Annotated in this window: 17 protein-coding genes and 1 pseudogene; 13 read left to right on the forward strand and 5 right to left on the reverse strand. The window is 33.1% G+C overall.

From position 1 onward, the window contains the following. From J6V67_RS02090 to hypA, 10 genes are all read left to right on the forward strand, one after another. Nucleotides 1–378, forward strand: a 378-nt coding sequence (locus tag J6V67_RS02090; RefSeq protein WP_291857823.1) for a nickel-dependent hydrogenase large subunit, incomplete at its 5' end; no start/stop codon positions are given. A gap of 10 nt (nt 379–388) precedes the next feature. Next, nucleotides 389–1,066 (forward strand): Ni/Fe-hydrogenase, b-type cytochrome subunit, encoded by a 678-nt coding sequence (cybH, locus tag J6V67_RS02095; RefSeq protein WP_291857824.1) that lies wholly within the window; start codon nt 389–391, stop codon nt 1,064–1,066. After that, entirely contained in the window at nt 1,067–1,606 is a 540-nt protein-coding gene (locus J6V67_RS02100; protein WP_291857826.1) for a HyaD/HybD family hydrogenase maturation endopeptidase, read from the forward strand. It abuts the gene before it with no gap. After that, the gene (locus J6V67_RS02105; protein ID WP_291857828.1) at nt 1,603–3,042 is read left to right on the forward strand and encodes a hypothetical protein; all 1,440 of its coding nucleotides are present in this window, start codon (nt 1,603–1,605) and stop codon (nt 3,040–3,042) included. The genes J6V67_RS02100 and J6V67_RS02105 overlap by 4 nt, the downstream gene beginning before the upstream one ends. Then, nucleotides 3,029–5,251 (forward strand): carbamoyltransferase HypF, encoded by a 2,223-nt coding sequence (gene hypF / locus J6V67_RS02110; protein WP_291857830.1) that lies wholly within the window; start codon nt 3,029–3,031, stop codon nt 5,249–5,251. The genes J6V67_RS02105 and hypF overlap by 14 nt, the downstream gene beginning before the upstream one ends. Nucleotides 5,252–5,291: 40 nt before the next feature. Then, the gene (gene hypB, locus J6V67_RS02115; protein ID WP_291857832.1) at nt 5,292–6,044 is read left to right on the forward strand and encodes a hydrogenase nickel incorporation protein HypB; all 753 of its coding nucleotides are present in this window, start codon (nt 5,292–5,294) and stop codon (nt 6,042–6,044) included. Next, nucleotides 6,044–6,325 (forward strand): HypC/HybG/HupF family hydrogenase formation chaperone, encoded by a 282-nt coding sequence (locus tag J6V67_RS02120; RefSeq protein WP_086247144.1) that lies wholly within the window; start codon nt 6,044–6,046, stop codon nt 6,323–6,325. The genes hypB and J6V67_RS02120 overlap by 1 nt, the downstream gene beginning before the upstream one ends. A 5-nt stretch (nt 6,326–6,330) precedes the next feature. Next, nucleotides 6,331–7,419 (forward strand): hydrogenase formation protein HypD, encoded by a 1,089-nt coding sequence (gene hypD / locus J6V67_RS02125; protein ID WP_291857837.1) that lies wholly within the window; start codon nt 6,331–6,333, stop codon nt 7,417–7,419. Continuing rightward, nucleotides 7,420–8,409 (forward strand): hydrogenase expression/formation protein HypE, encoded by a 990-nt coding sequence (gene hypE / locus J6V67_RS02130; protein ID WP_291857839.1) that lies wholly within the window; start codon nt 7,420–7,422, stop codon nt 8,407–8,409. Between the two features lie 12 nt (nt 8,410–8,421). Then, nucleotides 8,422–8,763, forward strand: coding sequence for a hydrogenase maturation nickel metallochaperone HypA (gene hypA, locus J6V67_RS02135; protein WP_291857842.1), 342 nt, complete (start codon nt 8,422–8,424; stop codon nt 8,761–8,763). Here the strand turns inward: hypA and J6V67_RS02140 are convergent, their stop codons facing one another. The 5 genes and pseudogenes from J6V67_RS02140 to rpsO all read right to left on the reverse strand — a co-directional run bounded on the left by J6V67_RS02140 (nt 8,764) and on the right by rpsO (nt 12,478). Beyond that, entirely contained in the window at nt 8,764–9,786 is a 1,023-nt protein-coding gene (locus tag J6V67_RS02140) for a hypothetical protein (protein ID WP_291857844.1), read from the reverse strand. Continuing rightward, nucleotides 9,786–10,823 carry a tRNA preQ1(34) S-adenosylmethionine ribosyltransferase-isomerase QueA gene (gene queA, locus J6V67_RS02145; RefSeq protein ID WP_291857853.1) on the reverse strand — a complete coding sequence of 346 codons (1,038 nt, stop codon included), beginning with the start codon at nt 10,821–10,823 and terminating at the stop codon, nt 9,786–9,788. Before queA ends, J6V67_RS02140 begins: the two co-directional genes overlap by 1 nt. Beyond that, entirely contained in the window at nt 10,795–11,547 is a 753-nt protein-coding gene (gene tatC / locus J6V67_RS02150) for a twin-arginine translocase subunit TatC (RefSeq protein WP_291857846.1), read from the reverse strand. The genes queA and tatC overlap by 29 nt, the downstream gene beginning before the upstream one ends. Nucleotides 11,548–11,732: 185 nt before the next feature. Further along, a pseudogene (gene tatB, locus J6V67_RS02155) lies at nt 11,733–12,095 on the reverse strand (Sec-independent protein translocase protein TatB); the annotation flags it as partial. A 110-nt stretch (nt 12,096–12,205) separates the two neighbouring features. After that, complete coding sequence (gene rpsO / locus J6V67_RS02160) at nt 12,206–12,478, reverse strand: 30S ribosomal protein S15 (RefSeq protein WP_291857848.1); 273 nt, start codon at nt 12,476–12,478, stop codon at nt 12,206–12,208. 196 nt (nt 12,479–12,674) lie between these two features. On the opposite strand from rpsO, the gene ileS reads away from it, so the two are divergent. The 3 genes from ileS to J6V67_RS02175 form a co-directional block, all read left to right on the forward strand. After that, the gene (gene ileS, locus J6V67_RS02165) at nt 12,675–15,428 is read left to right on the forward strand and encodes an isoleucine--tRNA ligase (RefSeq protein ID WP_291857850.1); all 2,754 of its coding nucleotides are present in this window, start codon (nt 12,675–12,677) and stop codon (nt 15,426–15,428) included. A 96-nt stretch (nt 15,429–15,524) separates the two neighbouring features. Further along, nucleotides 15,525–16,886, forward strand: coding sequence for an Asp-tRNA(Asn)/Glu-tRNA(Gln) amidotransferase subunit GatA (gene gatA / locus J6V67_RS02170; protein ID WP_291857852.1), 1,362 nt, complete (start codon nt 15,525–15,527; stop codon nt 16,884–16,886). A 1-nt stretch (nt 16,887) separates the two neighbouring features. After that, nucleotides 16,888–17,042: IMP dehydrogenase (locus J6V67_RS02175; RefSeq protein ID WP_291857855.1), on the forward strand; the 155-nt coding region annotated here is incomplete at its 3' end.

The following is a 17,042-nucleotide window of genomic DNA, read 5'->3' on the forward strand; positions in this document are numbered from 1 at the left end:
CTAATTGAAAATTTAAAAATTGATGATAGCACATGTGCTAAATATCAAATTGATGCTACTAAAGAGTATAAAGGTAGATTTATTGGCAATGTACCAAGAGGTATGTTAAGCCATTGGTGCAGAATTAAAAACGGAGTGATTGAAAATTGGCAAGCCGTAGTTCCATCTACATGGAATGCAAGTCCAAAAGATGCAAAAGGACAAATGGCTAGTTATGAAGCGTGTCTAATCGGTTTAAAAATTGCTGATTTAAAACAGCCTTTAGAGATAGTGCGTAAAATTCACTCATATGATCCATGTATTGCTTGTGCAGTTCATGTAATGGATACAAAAGGCAATGAATTAAGTAGCTATAAAGTAAATCCGAATTTAATCTAAGGGAGCAGATATGAAAAGTAGTAAAAAACATATCGCTGAGTATGAATTTAGCATAGGGCTTCGTCTTACACACTGGATTAGAGCTATAGCTATTGTAATTTTGAGTGTAAGCGGATTTTACCTTGCTTATGTATTTGTAAGTCCAGTAATAACCGGTGAGCCTGTAAATTTTATGAATGCTAAATGGCGTGCAGTTCATCAAGTAGCTGGATTTATATTGATTGGTTGTTTTATCTTTAAGTGCTATCTATTCTTTTTTGATAAACAAAGCCATATTGAAAGAGTTAGCGTAAAAGATTTTTTAGATATTAAAGTTTGGATTGCTCAAATTAAATATTATCTATTCTTAGGTAAGCACCCGCATATGCACGGAACATATAATCCGTTGCAATTTGCATCTTATCTATTCTTTTATATTGTTCTTTTTGTTATTTGTCTTACAGGATTAATCTTGTATGTTCATGTATATCATGAAGGACTTGGAGGATTTTTATATGAGCCTATGAGAGTGGTTGAAACTTGGATGGGTGGCTTAGCAAATGTACGCCAAATTCACCACATCGCTATGTGGATTATCTTTATATTTATGGTAGCTCACATATATATGGCAATATTTAACGCTATAAAAGGCAAAGATGGCGCTATGGATGCGATAATTAGCGGCTACAAATTCCCAAAAGAGAAGTAGATGCGTGTTTTAATCCTAGGTGTAGGAAATGTAATGTTCGCCGACGAAGGTGTCGGCGTTCATTTTGTTAAGATGATTGAGAATAACTTTAAATTTAGCTCTAAAGAACATAGCTTAAAATTTGTAGATGGTGGGACTTTAGCAAATCATTTAACCCCAATAATGGCTGATAGTGATTATTTAATAGTAGTTGATTGTATTGATGCTGATGGCGGGCAGATAGGAGATGTATATTTCTTTGATTTTGAAGATATGCCAAAGAGTATTAACTGGTCTGGCTCAGCACACGAAGTAGAGATGCTTCAAACTATTGAAATGATGGATTTAGTAGGCGATAGACCACAAACTAAGATAATTGGTGTAGTGCCTAGAAGGATTGTCCCAATGAGTTTTGAGCTTAGCAATGAGATTAGAAAGTCGGCAAATTTAATGGAAAAAATAATCTTAAAAGAGCTTTCAAATTTAGGTTTTAGCTATGAAAAGATAGATGATAAAGGTGTGCAAGATATGGCTAATGAGTGGAAAAAGGAGCAATTTTGATACTTTGCTTTGAATTTAGTTGTGCAAGCGATGGCTTGGTTTTAGCGTTTTTTTTAGATTTTTGGGCTAAAAAAAGCGCTTTAAAATACTCCATTACAGCTCAAAATGGATCTATAAAGTTATATGTAGAAGGCGATGAAAATGAGCTAACTAGATTTAGTGATGAGTATATAAATTTAGTTCCACACTCAATATTTATAGAAGAGTCTAAGGTTAGTTTGGCTGATAAATTACCACAAAATAGCGAATTTGAGTTTAATTTTAGCTTTAAAAATATTACTCCAAATGCTTTGCAAACAGATGAAAATGAATTTGGTTTTAAAAGCGATAGTTCATTTATAAACAGCGCTATAAAAGATATAATAGCTGGTAAAACTATAAATTATGATGGTTATGAATTATCTAAATTTAGTGGCTTTGATGGGGATTATTTGCTACCAACAAATCTTAAAAATGCGGCTAAAATTTTTGTATGTGATGAGAAATCTTTAATTGCTCTTGCAAGTTTTGAAAAGCCAATAATGAGTCTTCGTACTAATGCAATATATCGTAGCAATCATAAGGATGCGCCGCTATATTTTGATATTAGAAGTGCTTGGGATATTAATATTTATAAGATTACTCAAGCTTTGAGTGAAAATGGAATAAATTTTGTATCTGTTAAAAGCTCTAAAAATGATATGAAAATATCAATCCTAGATGAGAGAATTTTAATTATTAAAGCCGGTGAGTTTATAAGAGCTAAAGAAAGAGAGTTCATAAACTCATTCGATGATAAAAATTACGCTCTTTTTGGTCTTTGCGTAAATGAATTAGGCGTGAGTAATTCCACGATTGCTAGAGTATTTTTAAGTCAAAAATATAGCGATTTTATCAAAGTTTATAAGGGCGATGATGAATTTAATATGCTTAGAATTAATTTGCCAAAAAGCTTTGATGAAATTTGGCAAAAAATTTCTGAATTTGATGGTGGCGATAGGTTGCTTGCAAATTATCAAAAAGAGTATACACTGCCAAAAGGAAGCATAGACTTACCTGATAATTTCTATTCGCTATTTATGATAATTGATAAAATTTTAGGATACAATGGTAAAATTTTAAACTACGCTAGGGATTATAGCGGTTTAAAAGGCGTAAGAATCGATTATAAGATGAGTAGTAAAAGTGAGTTTGATTGGGTAAGGGCCATTAGAAGCACAATGAGCTTTAGACTTGCTGGTGCGGATGCAAAAAATATTAGCTTTGGTTGTTTGGAAAGCTTGGCATTTTTCTTAAGCGATTTTGGCGATATTTTAAAAGATGAATTAGAGTGCGAAGGTATGATATTTAGTGGTAATTTATTTGCTAATCCTGTAATTGCAAATTTGGCTTTGAAGTTTTGCAATTCAAATTATAAAAGCAAATTTAGCGGACGCTATCCACTTGAAATCGATTAAGATTGATGTTTTTGGGCTAGTTCAAGGTGTTGGATTTCGCCCTTTTGTTTATGCTCTAGCCAAAAACCTTGGATTAAATGGAATTGTTCTAAATAACTCTAGCGGTGTAAAAATTGAGCTTTGTGGTGATCAAAAAAGTATTGATAGTTTTATATCTAAACTTCAAACAAATTTACCTCCACTTGCTAGAATAGATGATTTTATTATCAGTGATGGTGATAAAATATATAAAGATTTTAATATAGTTAGTTCACAAGAAAGTTATAAATTTGCACCGATTTTACCTGATTTTGCTATATGCGATGAGTGTAAATTTGAGTTAAAAGATCCTACAAATCGACGCTATAATCATCCATTTATCAATTGTACAAATTGCGGCCCTAGATTTTCTTTGATTAAAAGCTTGCCATATGATAGAATAAATACCACAATGAGCAAATTTAATATGTGTAAGCAGTGTCAAGATGAATATAGCGATCCAGCTAATCGCCGTTATCATGCTCAGCCAGTAGCATGTAAAAATTGTGGACCAACGATAAGCTATAAAAGCTTAGATGGCAAAACTCTAGCAAACGATGTAGAAGCTATTAATAAGTGTGTAAATGATTTAAAAGATGGCAAAATTATAGCTATTAAAGGAATTGGTGGGTTTCATCTTGTTTGCGATGCTCTAAATAATGAGGCTATATCATCTTTAAAAGAGCGTAAAAGACGCCCGCATAAACCTTTAGCTATAATGTGTAAAGATCTTGATATGGCTTGTAGTTATGCCTATATTAATGAGAGTGAAGCTAGGATTTTAAACTCAAATTTAAAGCCAATAGTGTTATTAAAATCTAAAAATAATCTACCTAAGTCGATATCTAGTGGCGTAGGAAGTGTTGGTATATTCTTACCACCAACTCCACTTCATATAATGCTATTAGATAGTTTAAATTCTCCAGTCGTTGCCACTAGTGCAAATCCAAGCAAAGAGCCTATTTTGACAGATTTTGATGGGCTTGCTAGTAGGCTTAGTAGCGTGTGTGATTATGCTCTTGATAATGATAGAGATATTATAAATCCAAGCGATGATAGTATCTGTTTTGAGCTATATTCAAAACCAATTTATCTGCGAACATCTCGTGGGTTAAAGCCTAATATTATACCTTTAAATTTAGGATTAAAAGATGCGCTAAAAGGGTGTTTTTTAGCTCTTGGGAGTTTGATGAAGAATCAATTTGCTATCTACAAAGATGGTCTTATTTTTAGCTCGCCATATATTGGTGATATGGGTTCTTTATCGGTTATTAAAAGATTTGATGAATTATTAGAGAGCTTTAAGAGTATTTATGGGTTTGAGTTTGATTTTATAGTAGGTGATGCTCATCCACATTTTGGATTTGTAAATAATTTTAAAGATAAAGAAATTTATAGGGTTTATCATCATCACGCTCATGCTCTTAGTGTAATGCTTGAAAATGGCTTAGATTGTGAAGTTTTGGCGCTTAGCTTTGATGGTACTGGATATGGCCAGGACGCTACTATATGGGGTGGAGAAGTGCTAAGATGCAAGGATAATGAGTTTAGTAGAGTTATGCATTTTGATAATTTTAAGCTTATTGGAGCAGATAAAGGGATAAAAAATATCTATTATCTAGCTTACGCAATAGCAAAAAAATATAATCTAAACTCACCAAAAATAGATACTATAGTGCCTCAAATTCAAAGATCTAATCTAGATAAAATCTTAGAAAATAATCTAAATACAATTGATACTAGCTCGCTTGGTAGAATTTTTGATGCATTTGCTGCAATTGTGCTAAATTTACCAGTTATAACATATGATGCACAAGCCCCTATGATGCTTGAGTCTTTATATGATGAAAATATAAATGTGGCCTATGAATTTGAAATAGATAAAGATGTAATTAATTATAAAAATGCTTTTATAGGCGCTTTAAATGATCCTATAGAAGTAGCAGCCACTGCGTTTATAAATGGAATTTCAAATTTAGCTTTAAAGATTGCTAAAATGCACAATCTTCCAGTTGTATTATGTGGTGGAGTATGGCAAAATAAAGCTTTATTAAAAAGGACTATATCTGAGTTTAAACGCCATAATATTAAATATTATCTACCAATTAATGAACCTATGAATGATTCTGGTATTGCTATGGGGCAGATTTACTTTGGCTTAAATTTGCTTAGATATAATGCTAAGCTTTAATATATAAAATTATAGATTGTTTTAAAATTAAGGAGATATTATGTGTAAAGATTGTGGTTGCAGTATGGGTGGAGCACATCATCATAATCACGATGATCACCATCATAACCATCACGGTCGCCATGACCATCCGGTGTTAAATGAGAAAAAGACTATTGAGGTAGTAGAAAAAATATTAAAAGATAATGATCACGAAGCAGCTCACAATAGAGCTCATCTTGATGAGTATGGACTCTTGTGTATAAATTTAATGAGTAGCCCAGGTGCCGGCAAAACTACACTTTTAGAAGCAACTATTAAAGCAAGTGGATTAAAAATTGGAGTAGTTGAGGGTGATTTAGAGACTAATATGGATGCAAATCGTGTGATAAATGCTGGTGGTATAGCGTATCAAATTAGCACGGGTCAAACATGTCATTTAGATGCTTTTATGGTGCATAATGGTCTTCATCACTTGCCTTTAAATGAACTTGATTTAGTATTTATAGAAAATGTTGGAAATCTTGTATGTCCAGCTAGTTATGATGTAGGAGCACACCTTAATGCTGTGTTAATTAGCGTACCAGAAGGTAGTGATAAGGTAGCTAAATATCCAGTGATGTTTAGAGCTGCTGATGTAGTGATAATTACTAAGATTGGATTGTTAGAGCATTTTGATTTTGATGTAGAACTAGTAAAAAAAGAGGCTAGAAAGCTAAATCCAAAAGTTGATATTATAGAAGTTGATAGTAGAAGTGGTCAAGGAATTGATAAATGGATAAATTATATAAAAGTAAAAAAAGAGGCTAGATAATGTGTCTTAGTATCCCATCAAAAGTGATATCAATAGATGAAAATAATTTTGCAATAGTAGATACTATGGGTGTTAGGCGTGGAGTGAGCTTAGATCTTATAGCTGAGCCTGTTGCTGTTGGGGATTATGTGTTAATTCATGTTGGCTTTGCTATGGAGAAGATTGATACCCAGTATGCGCTTGAGAGTTTAAAAATATATGAGCAAATAGCTAATGATATGCAAAATGGCAAAATATCAGCCGATGAAGGCGATATGGGTTTAGCGGCTTTAAAAGGGTAAATTTAATGGATTTGATAAATAGTTTTAGGGATAAAGATAAAATTTTAGCCTTAAGTAAGATAATTAAACAAAGAAGCAAAAAGCCACTAAATATAATGGAAATTTGCGGTGGTCATACGCATAGTATTATGAAATTTGGATTACCTCAATTAGTAGGTGATAATATAAATTTTATTCATGGGCCAGGGTGTCCAGTGTGCATTATGCCTAGAAGTCGCATAGATGAGGCTATAGCTATTGCTAGCATAGAAGGGGTGATATTTTGTACTTTAGCTGATATGATGAGAGTACCTGGAAGCAAAGGTTCTCTAGCTGAGCTTAGAGCTGGTGGGGCAGATATTAGGGCTTTGTATTCTCCACTTGATGTAATAAGCATTGCACAAGAAAATCCAGATAAAAAGGTTGTATTTTTTGCTATAGGATTTGAGACGACTACTCCAATGAGCGCAGTAGTAGTAGAACAGGCACTAAATTTAGGGCTTAAAAATCTATTTGTTCATATCAATCATGTGACTGTACCAGCTCCAGTAAGAGCTATAATGAGTGATAAAGATGTAAAAATAGATGCATTTTTAGGACCAAGTCATGTAAGCGTGATTACTGGAAGTGCTATATATGAAGAGCTTGCAGATGAGTTTGGTACTCCAATAGCTGTGAGTGGATTTGAGCCTTTAGATTTAATGGATAGTATATTAAATTTAGTAAATCAACATGAAAACGGCACCCATAAAGTTTATAATGAGTATGCTAGAGTCGTTAGTAATCAAGGAAATTTAAAAGCTAAAGAGTTAATAAATAAGTATCTTCAGCCTTGTGATTTTGAATGGAGAGGACTTGGGGTAATTCCTATGAGCGGGATGAAGCTTAGGGATGAGTTTGCTTTTCTTGATGCTAGAATACATTTTGATATCAAAGTAGGTGAATCTAAAGAGTCAAAAGCTTGTATATGTGGAGAAATTTTACGTGGCAAGGCTAAACCTTATGATTGTAAAGTCTTTGGTAAAGCATGTAATCCGCAAAATCCAATTGGTAGCTGTATGGTAAGTGGCGAAGGAGCTTGCGCAGCATATTATAAATATACTAAAAGAGGGTAAATGCAAAAGATAATGCTAGCTCACGGCGGTGGTGGGCAAGAGATGAATGATCTTATCAATGGATTGATTTTTAAAACTTTTAATAATGAAATTTTATCGCAAAATAACGATAGTGCTATTTTAAATTTAAGTGGAAAACTCGCATTTAGTACTGATAGTTTTGTAGTTAGTCCTATTAAATTTGCTGGTGGAGATATTGGCAAAATCGCAGTTTGCGGTACTGTAAATGATCTAGCTATGGTGGGAGCTAAGCCTAGATATCTTAGCTGCGCATTAATTATCGAAGAGGGGCTAGATATTGCCGAGCTTAAAGAGATTTTAGAAAGTATTAAAAGCAGTGCTGATATCGCAGGAGTTAGCATAGTATGTGGTGATACTAAGGTAGTTAGCAAAGGAAGTTGTGATAAGATTTTTATAAACACTTCAGGAGTTGGCCAGATTATTAAAGAGGCTAAGGTAGAAAATTTAAAAACTGGAGCCAAAATTTTACTAAGTGGCGATATTGGCAGACACGGAGCTGTAATATTAGCAAGTAGAAATGAGCTAAGGCTTCAAAGCGATTTACAAAGCGATTGTAAGCCTTTAAATTCTGTGGTAGAAGCACTATTTAATGCTGGAATCGAGCCTTTTGCTATGAGGGATGCTACTCGTGGTGGACTCTCAGCAGTATTAAATGAATGGGCGAAGGCTTGTGGATATGATATTAAAATCAATGATGAAAATATCGCTGTAAGTGATGAGGTTATGGGAATTTGTGAGATGCTTGGATTTGAGCCTTATGAGTTGGCAAATGAGGGAACCTTTGTTTTGGCTATTGATCCTAAAGATGAGGTTAAAGCGCTTGAGATTTTAAGAGAATTTGACTCGAATGCAAATACTATTGGTGAGATTTTAGATAGTAATAAAGGTAATGTAATTATACAAAATAGTTATGGAGCATCTAGATTTATGGAGCCACCAAAAGGTGAGCTATTGCCTAGAATTTGCTAAAAGGAGAGCTAAATGCATGAATTAGCCATAGTTCAAGATCTATTTAAACTTTGCGAAACAAATGCTATGAAGCATAATGCTACAAAGATAAATAAAGTAGAAATTGAAATAGGAAGATTAAGCGGAGTAGAGGCACACTATTTACAAAGTGCTTTTGATGCTTTTAAGACTGATACAATATGTTCAGACGCTAAGCTTATAATTCATCCAAAAGATATTACGATTAAGTGCAATGAGTGCGGATCACAAAGTGTACTTTTAGAAAATGAATTTCTTTGTCCAAAATGTGGCTCAAATTCACTCGATGTAATTAGTGGCGAGGATATGTATCTAATGCGTCTAGAGATGGAGTAGCTAGCAAATTACGCTAGCTAACTCATCTATAGTATATGGTTGGTATAGTTTTGTATCGCCAAAGCTGCTTGCGACATCATCAAAATGAGAATTATCACTTATTATAATAATCTTAAAGCCCTTAATCTCTTGCCACTCTTTGATTAAATTCAACTCATTATATGGAAGTTTTTTAACAATTTTTGCTTGAATAAATAAAAAATCAGGCTTATAAAGCATATCTGTTATATGATTTTTAACACTCTCCCAGCTTGATTCTGGTTGAATGGATATTCCAAAAATACTAAGTCCAGCCACAAGAGCAAAAAATCCAGTCTGACTTTCATAGGCTACTAAGGCACTTTTTTGCTCATTTGGTTCGCTGATTTGCGGCTCTTCTAGCTGGTGCATTGTAGCATTAAATGTAAAGATTGAACTATTAGATTTTACGCTAAACTCAATCTTTGAACCGATTTGTTCAGCATAGCTTGAAGCGATAGAGAGAAATTTATAATTTATATTTCTATTTTTATATTCTAATGCACTTATGATCTCACTAGTATTCATTTGAGCTGAAGTTTTAATTGAAATTTGATATTCATCTGGATTTTTAGTTGGTTTTATAGTAAATAAAATTGAGCTATTTTTTATGCTTTTATTTACAAAGCAAAGAATATTATGAGTTGCATTTGTGATAGCTTTAAAATTTGCACTAAAATATCTAGCATGTCTTGGAGGGTGGTTAAAGATTATAGTATTTTGGTTTTGCGTAGCTTTATCATGAAGTACTCTAAAAAATAGCCCCAAGCGCTCGATAATATCACCATTTTCAAGCCTATTATGGAAAAATCTTAAATTTAGTTTAGCTAATCTTTTATCTGATGTACGGATTAGTTTTTGATTTCTATTTTGTACTGGTTTCCTGCTGATTATAATTAGTAGCATTACAAAGAAAAATAGTACGCTAAAAGCGACATATTCCTCAATATCTACGCTATTAGCCATTGCAAATTCAGCCATTAAAAGCAAAAATAAAATTCTCATTATATCACCAACATTGCATCACCATAGGAGTAAAATTTATACTCTTTTTCTATAGCTTGTTTGTAAATTTGTTTGACATTTTCTAAGCCCACAAAGCTTGCTACTAACATAATTAGTGTAGATTTTGGTAAGTGGAAATTAGTTAATAGATAGTTTTGTCTTTGAGGTGGATTAGCTGGATGTAAAAATAGATCACATAGCCCATCTTTTACTCCGGTTCTATAAAAGTATTCAATGCATCTTGTAACAGTGGTTCCTACGCCAAGAATTGGTCTATTGCTATTTATAGTATTTATACTCTCATCACTTATGGTATAGATTTCGCTATGCATCTTATGATCTCTAATATCGCCAACTTCAACACCTTTAAATGTTCCAGCACCTACATGTAGAGTAATATATGAGATATTGTGTTTGTTTTTTATATCTTGTATCATTTGAGGACTAAAATGCAAGCTAGCAGTTGGCGCAGCTACGGCTCCATCATTTTTAGCAAATATACTTTGATACCATATCTCATCGTTTTTTTGATCAGCTCTTTTGATATATGGTGGGAGCGGGACATGTCCGATTTGATTTAGAATTTGGTATAAATTTTCTGTTTTAATTTCATTACCATTTTGACTGAATTTAACAATTCGATACTCATTTAAAAGCTCTAAAACTTCGCAACTTAGCCCATTGTCAAATTCTAAAATCGTACCAGGTTTTACTCTGCCTTTAATAAGGGTGCTAAATTTACCCTCACCCAAGGGTTGATTAAGCAGCAGCTCAACGGCTCCACCGCTTGATTTTTTGCCATATATACGAGCTTTAATAACTTTAGTATCATTAAAAATAATATCGCAATCTGGTAAAAACTCCATCAAATTACCAAATTTAGTATGCGTAATTTTATTACTAGAGCGTTCATATACTAATAGATTAGCGCTCTCTTTTGGCTGGATTGGAGATGAGGCTATGAGTTTAGATGGTAGCTCATAATCGTAGCTATTTAAATTAAATATATCATTTTTGATCATCGGATTCTTCTTCATCTTCATCGATATCTTTTGGTGCTGGATTTACCATTTTTGCAATCAAAATTGATAATGAATACAATCCAATTAATGGAATAGCTAGCATAAACTGACTAAGTACATCTGGTGGAGTCATAATCGCTGCAAAGATAAAAATCCCAACCACAGCATATCTAAAAAATCCCTTTAAACTTTCATCAGTAATCATACCAATTTTAGCTAAAAAAAATGTAACAACTGGTAGCTCAAAGCTAATTCCAAACGCTACTACTATTTTGGTAAAAAATCCTACATAATCGCCAATGCTAGGAAGTGCTTGAAATAATGTCCCACCAAAATTTATAAGAAATGCAAATCCAACTGGAACTACAAAATAGTAGCAAAACGCAGAGCCTACGGCAAACATAACTGTCGCACTTAATACAAATGGTATTACATATTTTTTCTCATTTTCATATAATCCTGGAGCGACAAATAGCCAAAATTGCCAAAAAATTATAGGTAATGCAAGCAAAAGTCCTGCAAAAAATGCAACCTTCATAGCTGTAAAAAATGGTTCAGCTACTTGAGTGAATATAATATTGCTATTATCTGGTAGTACTGCTTTAAGTGGTGCAGTCATAAAATCAAGCAAAGGCGCCCAAAAATTAAAACATATAATAAAACATACTATCACCGATAGCGCACTAATTAATAAACGCTTTCTAAGATCAATTAAATGTGGTCTTAAATCTTCAAACATTATGCCTCTTTTGTCTTTTGGATTTCATCTTTTATCTCTTTTGGAGCAGAATTTAGACTGGTATTTATACTATTAGATGAGCTTAAATTTGGTTTTGGAGGATTGCTTATATTTGCTGGATTATCAGTTATTGTATTTTTAGGTTGTTGCGATTGATCTTCTTCATCATCTAGGTCTAAACCAGCATTTAATTTATTTATAGGATTTAAATTCGATATCTCGTTTTGAATATCAGCTAGTGATTTTTGTGTTGAACCTGCTATATTTGTTACATTGCTTTTTAACTCATCAAGCTCTTCAAAAGTTAGCTTTTTTCTTACTCCATCTATGCTACCAGTTAGGCTATCTTTATACTTTTTAGCATCTTCTTTTAGTTCGGCTATCTTTATCTCTTGTTCAAATGTACTTTTAGCTCCATTTATAGTTTGTTTAAATAGCTTAAAAAATTTAGCTATATTAACCATCGCATTTGGTAGCTTATCAGGGCCTAAGACTATGACAGCAACAATGGCGACTATTAAAATTTCACCGATTCCCATTCCTAGCATAAAAATTCCTATAAATTTAAATTTAGGCTAGTATTTTACAATTTTTTTGCTTAATAGATATTGATTTTATATAGTGTTATAGAAGTGAAAGCCCAAAAAGGGCTTTTGAATTATTTATCTCTTAGACCTAGTTCAGCTATTAATTTAGTATAAGTTTCATATTTAGTAGCTTTTAGGTATTTTAGTAGTCTTTTGCGGCGACCAACTAATTTTAATAGACCTAATCTTGAACTAAAGTCTTTTTTATTTATTTTTAGGTGTTCTGTTAACTCTGCTATTCTTGTGCTTAGCAGTGCAATTTGAACCTCTGAAGAGCCTGTGTCTCCACTTTTTCTAGCAAATTTTGCAACTATTTGAGCTTTCTTAGCCGTATCTAAAGCCATATTTGACCTCCTGAGCGGTATATAAAATTGAGCGGTGATTATATCATAATAATCAAAAAGTTTGCTTAAAAATAGTAGCTGTATAGATTAAATTTGAATTATAAAAATTTATATAAATCAAAATTTTCCAATTTTTACTTAAGTTTTATCTAATTTTTGCTAAAATCAAAAAATTTTTTACTATTAAAGGTGTTATATGGATTATAAAGATACTCTTTTGTTGCCGGTTACTGATTTTGCAATGAGGGGCAATTTGCCGCAAAATGAACCAGCAAGATACGCAAAATGGGATAAAGATAGAGTCTATGATAAGATGAAGAAAACTCGCCAAAATGCATCTGTGAGTTTTAATATTCATGATGGCCCACCATATGCAAATGGTCACCTTCACATAGGTCATGCACTAAATAAAATTTTAAAAGATATAATAGTTAAAACTCATTACTTTTTTGGAGAGAGTGTCAGATTTACTCCAGGATGGGATTGCCATGGATTGCCAATCGAACAGCAAGTAGAAATAAAGCTTGGTGATAAGAAAAAAGGCATGGATATTGCAGCTATTAGAAGTGAGTGTAGAGATTGGGCTAATGAATTTATAGAAATTCAAAAGAGCGAATTTAAATCTCTTGGCGTTGTGGGGGATTGGCAAAATCCATATATGACGATGAAATTTAAATTTGAAGCAAATATATATAGAACTCTATGCGCAGTGGCCAAAAAGGGGCTTTTAATAGAAAGAAGTAAGCCAGTATTTTGGAGTTGGGCAGCTAAGAGCGCACTTGCAGAGGCTGAAGTAGAGTATGCCGATAAAGAGGATTATAGTCTATATGTGGCTTTTAAATTATCAGAATCAGCATCTAAAGCAATAGGGGTTGAAGGCGCTAAAGCAGTAATTTGGACTACTACTCCATGGACATTAGTAGCTAATCAAGCTATTAGTTTAAATCCAAATGAAATTTATTGCGTTACAAGTGAAAAATTAATTTTTGCTAAACCATTGCTTGAGGTTTTAGTAGCTCAAGGCATTACAAGTGGAGAGATTATTAGTGAGTTTAATTCGCAAAAATTAGAAAATTTACATGCTATAAATCCACTAAATGGTAGAGAGTCTAGATTTATTCTTGGTGAGCATGTACTTATGGATGGTGGTACAGGGTTAGTTCATACCGCTCCTGGACATGGTGAGGATGATTATTTTGCTAGTCTTAGATATGGTATAGAGGTTATAATGCCAGTTGATGAGGCTGGATTATATGATGAGACATTAAGGCATCATAGCTTATTACCAGCAGATGTGGTAGATGAATTTATAGGTATGCATATATTTAAGGCTAATGAGAAAATTATAGAGCTTTTGGGTGATTATGTAGTTAAAGTTAGTAAATTTACTCATAGTTATCCATTTTGCTGGAGAACCCATAAGCCTGTAATTTATAGAGCTACTAAGCAGTGGTTTATTGCTATGGATGAGCCAAAATTAAGTGGCAAGACATTACGTCAGACTGCACTTGAGGCATTAAATAGTGTTAAATTTTATCCAGAAGCTGGGATTAAAAGAATATCATCAATGATAGAAAATCGCCCAGATTGGTGTATTAGCCGTCAGCGTGATTGGGGTGTGCCAATTGCATTTTTTAGAATCAAATCTACTAAAGAGGTTATTTTTGATAGTGAAATTTTAGATCATATAGCTAAGATTTTTGATGAAAAAGGTGCTGATGCTTGGTGGAGTATGAGTATTGATGAACTATTGCCTAATGGGTGCAAATTTAAGGCTGATGAATTAGAAAAAGTTAGCGATATTTTAGATGTTTGGTTTGATAGTGGCTCAACTTGGAATGCTGTGTTAAATAGTGGTGATTATGATGCTGGCCAATATAGTGCTAGTATGTATCTTGAAGGAAGCGACCAGCACCGTGGATGGTTTCAAAGTTCATTACTACTAAGCTGCGCTGTAAATGAAAAAGCACCATATAAAAGCGTATTAACTCATGGCTTTACTGTGGATAAAAATGGTGAAAAGATGAGTAAATCTAAAGGCAATGTAATTGCTCCAGATGCAGTTGCTAAGGAATTTGGTGTTGAGATTTTGCGTTTATGGGTTAGTTTAAGTGATTATTCAAGTGATCTAAAAATAGGTAATGATATCTTAAAACAGGTGGCCGAACAGTATAGAAAAATTAGAAATACTATAAGATTTTTACTAGCAAATATTAGTGATTTAAAAGAATTTAATTATGAATTTGGTCTATTAGATAGATGGATTTTAGGTAAAGCAAGTGTATGTTTTAATGAGGTTAGTACTTGTTTTAGAAATTATGAATACTCAAAAGGATTTAATATTTTATTAAATTTCTTAAGCGGTGATTTAAGTGGTATTTATTTAGATGTATGCAAAGATAGATTATATTGTGATACTTTAGATAGTACCAAAAGAGCAAGTTCGCAAACTGCTATGGCTTTAATTACTAAAGCACTTTTACCGCTTATTGCTCCAACTCTTACTTATACAGTAGATGAGGTTATGGAGTATGCACCTAGTATAATCAAAGATGGCAAAAGTGATGTTTTTGATCTAGTTTATGAACCAATTAAATTTGATAGTGTAATCGATGATACATTACTTAGAGAGAGTAAAGAGAAATTTAATGAAATCATTGATAACCTAAAAAAAGATAAATTAATTAAAGCCACTTTAGAATTAGAGATTCAAACTATTAGTGATTCTATGCTAGCTCTTGATAAAGATGAAGTAGCTGATTGGTATATGGTAAGTGAATTTGGAGCATTTAGAGTCGATAGTGATATTTTAGCAGAGTTTGTAGTAGGTGATAATAGATTTGTTGTAGCCCGCTCAGCTAAATTTAAATGTCCAAGATGCTGGAAATTTAGCGCTCAAAGTGATGAGTGTCTATGTCCTAGATGTGCTGAGGTGATGAGTGCTAACTGAGCCAGTTGGAGTTGCAACTATAGTAGTAACTATATTGGTTTTACTAACTATTACAGCTGTAGGTATAGTTTTGGTTAATATATATAAGGAGAAAGAGTGATAAGTCTAAAAGAGGCTATGAAGTTAAGCTCTAGTGATCTAGAGCTACTTCGTAAAGAGCTAATTGATAAAATAGAAAAAACTAAAGAGATAGGTGCATATGTTGAACAATTGACAAATACTTCAATTGATGAGAGTTTTGCTGGTGTACCAATTGCTATAAAAGATAATATTCAAGTAAAAAATTGGGCAATTACAAGCTGTTCAAAAATTTTACAAGGCTATAAAGCACCTTATAATGCAACTGTAATTGAGAAATTAATCTTAGCTGGTTTGGCTCCATTTGGTAGAACAAATATGGATGAATTTGCTATGGGAAGTACCACTGAGAGCTCATATTATGGTAAAACCCTAAATCCGCTTGATCACTCTAGAGTTCCAGGCGGAAGTAGTGGCGGAAGCGCTGCTGCTGTGGCTGCTGGTATTGCAGTAGCAGCACTTGGAAGTGATACTGGTGGGAGTATTAGACAACCGGCTGCATTTTGTGGTTGCGTAGGATTTAAGCCTACATATGGAAGAGTTAGTAGATATGGATTGGGTGCATACTCTAGTAGTTTAGATCAGATTGGACCAATTACGCAAAATGTAGAAGATGCTGCGATATTATATGATATTATTGCTGGATATGATAAGCTTGATAGTACTAGTGCAAATATAGATTGCACTCCAGTTGCTCCAAATTTAAATCCAAATAGAAAATTAAAAATCGCTGTTATTAAAAATTATGTTGATGAAGCAAGTGCTCCAGTTAAAGATGCACTAAATTTAACAATAGAAAAATTAAAAAATGCTGGTCACGAAATTTGTTATAAAGAATTAGCTAATTCTAAATATGATATTGCTGCATATTATATCATTGCCACAGCTGAAGCTAGTGCGAATTTGAGTCGCTATGATGGCGTAAGATATGGCAATAGAGCTAGTGCTGATTCTCTTGGAGCGATGTATGCAAATACTAGAGGTGAAGGTTTTGGTGCAGAGGTGCAGCGTAGAATGCTTCTTGGGACATTTGTTCTAAGTAGCGGCTATTATGATGCTTATTATATCAAAGCGCAAAAGGCTAGAGCTTTTATCAAGCGTGAATATGATGAAATTTTAAACGAAGTAGATATAATCTTAATGCCAGTAGCTCCATCAGTAGCATATAAATTTGGCGAACTAAAAGACCCGCTAAGTGCGTATCTAAGTGATATTTATACAATTGGAGTAAATTTAGCAGGCCTTCCAGCTATTACAGTTCCAGTTGCAAATGATGAAAATGGATTAAATATTTCCGCTCAATTAATTGGTGGTGCGTGGCAAGAACAGACAGTTTTAGACGCAGCTTTAAGCTTAGAGAATATAATAAAAGGAAAATAGTATGAAAATAGTAAAAAGAGCTTTGACATTTGAAGATGTTTTATTAGTACCTCAATACTCTGAGATTTTACCAAAACAAGTTGATATTAGATCTAAATTTAGTAAAAATATCGAGTTAAATATCCCTATAATTTCAGCTGCTATGGATACTGTTAC

Source organism: Campylobacter sp. (genome assembly GCF_017646085.1).
Taxonomy (GTDB): domain Bacteria; phylum Campylobacterota; class Campylobacteria; order Campylobacterales; family Campylobacteraceae; genus Campylobacter.

Bases quoted from the DNA above. Each gene is read 5' to 3' on its own strand.
- tatC (WP_291857846.1), bottom strand. From the start codon at position 11,547: ATGTTTGAAGATTTAAGACCACATTTAATTGATCTTAGAAAGCGTTTA.
- hypE (WP_291857839.1), top strand. From the start codon at position 7,420: ATGCAAAAGATAATGCTAGCTCACGGCGGTGGTGGGCAAGAGATGAAT.
- queA (WP_291857853.1), bottom strand. From the start codon at position 10,823: ATGAAGAAGAATCCGATGATCAAAAATGATATATTTAATTTAAATAGC.
- hypB (WP_291857832.1), top strand. From the start codon at position 5,292: ATGTGTAAAGATTGTGGTTGCAGTATGGGTGGAGCACATCATCATAAT.
- J6V67_RS02100 (WP_291857826.1), top strand. From the start codon at position 1,067: ATGCGTGTTTTAATCCTAGGTGTAGGAAATGTAATGTTCGCCGACGAA.
- rpsO (WP_291857848.1), bottom strand. From the start codon at position 12,478: ATGGCTTTAGATACGGCTAAGAAAGCTCAAATAGTTGCAAAATTTGCT.
- J6V67_RS02120 (WP_086247144.1), top strand. From the start codon at position 6,044: ATGTGTCTTAGTATCCCATCAAAAGTGATATCAATAGATGAAAATAAT.
- J6V67_RS02140 (WP_291857844.1), bottom strand. From the start codon at position 9,786: ATGAGAATTTTATTTTTGCTTTTAATGGCTGAATTTGCAATGGCTAAT.
- cybH (WP_291857824.1), top strand. From the start codon at position 389: ATGAAAAGTAGTAAAAAACATATCGCTGAGTATGAATTTAGCATAGGG.
- hypD (WP_291857837.1), top strand. From the start codon at position 6,331: ATGGATTTGATAAATAGTTTTAGGGATAAAGATAAAATTTTAGCCTTA.
- ileS (WP_291857850.1), top strand. From the start codon at position 12,675: ATGGATTATAAAGATACTCTTTTGTTGCCGGTTACTGATTTTGCAATG.
- hypA (WP_291857842.1), top strand. From the start codon at position 8,422: ATGCATGAATTAGCCATAGTTCAAGATCTATTTAAACTTTGCGAAACA.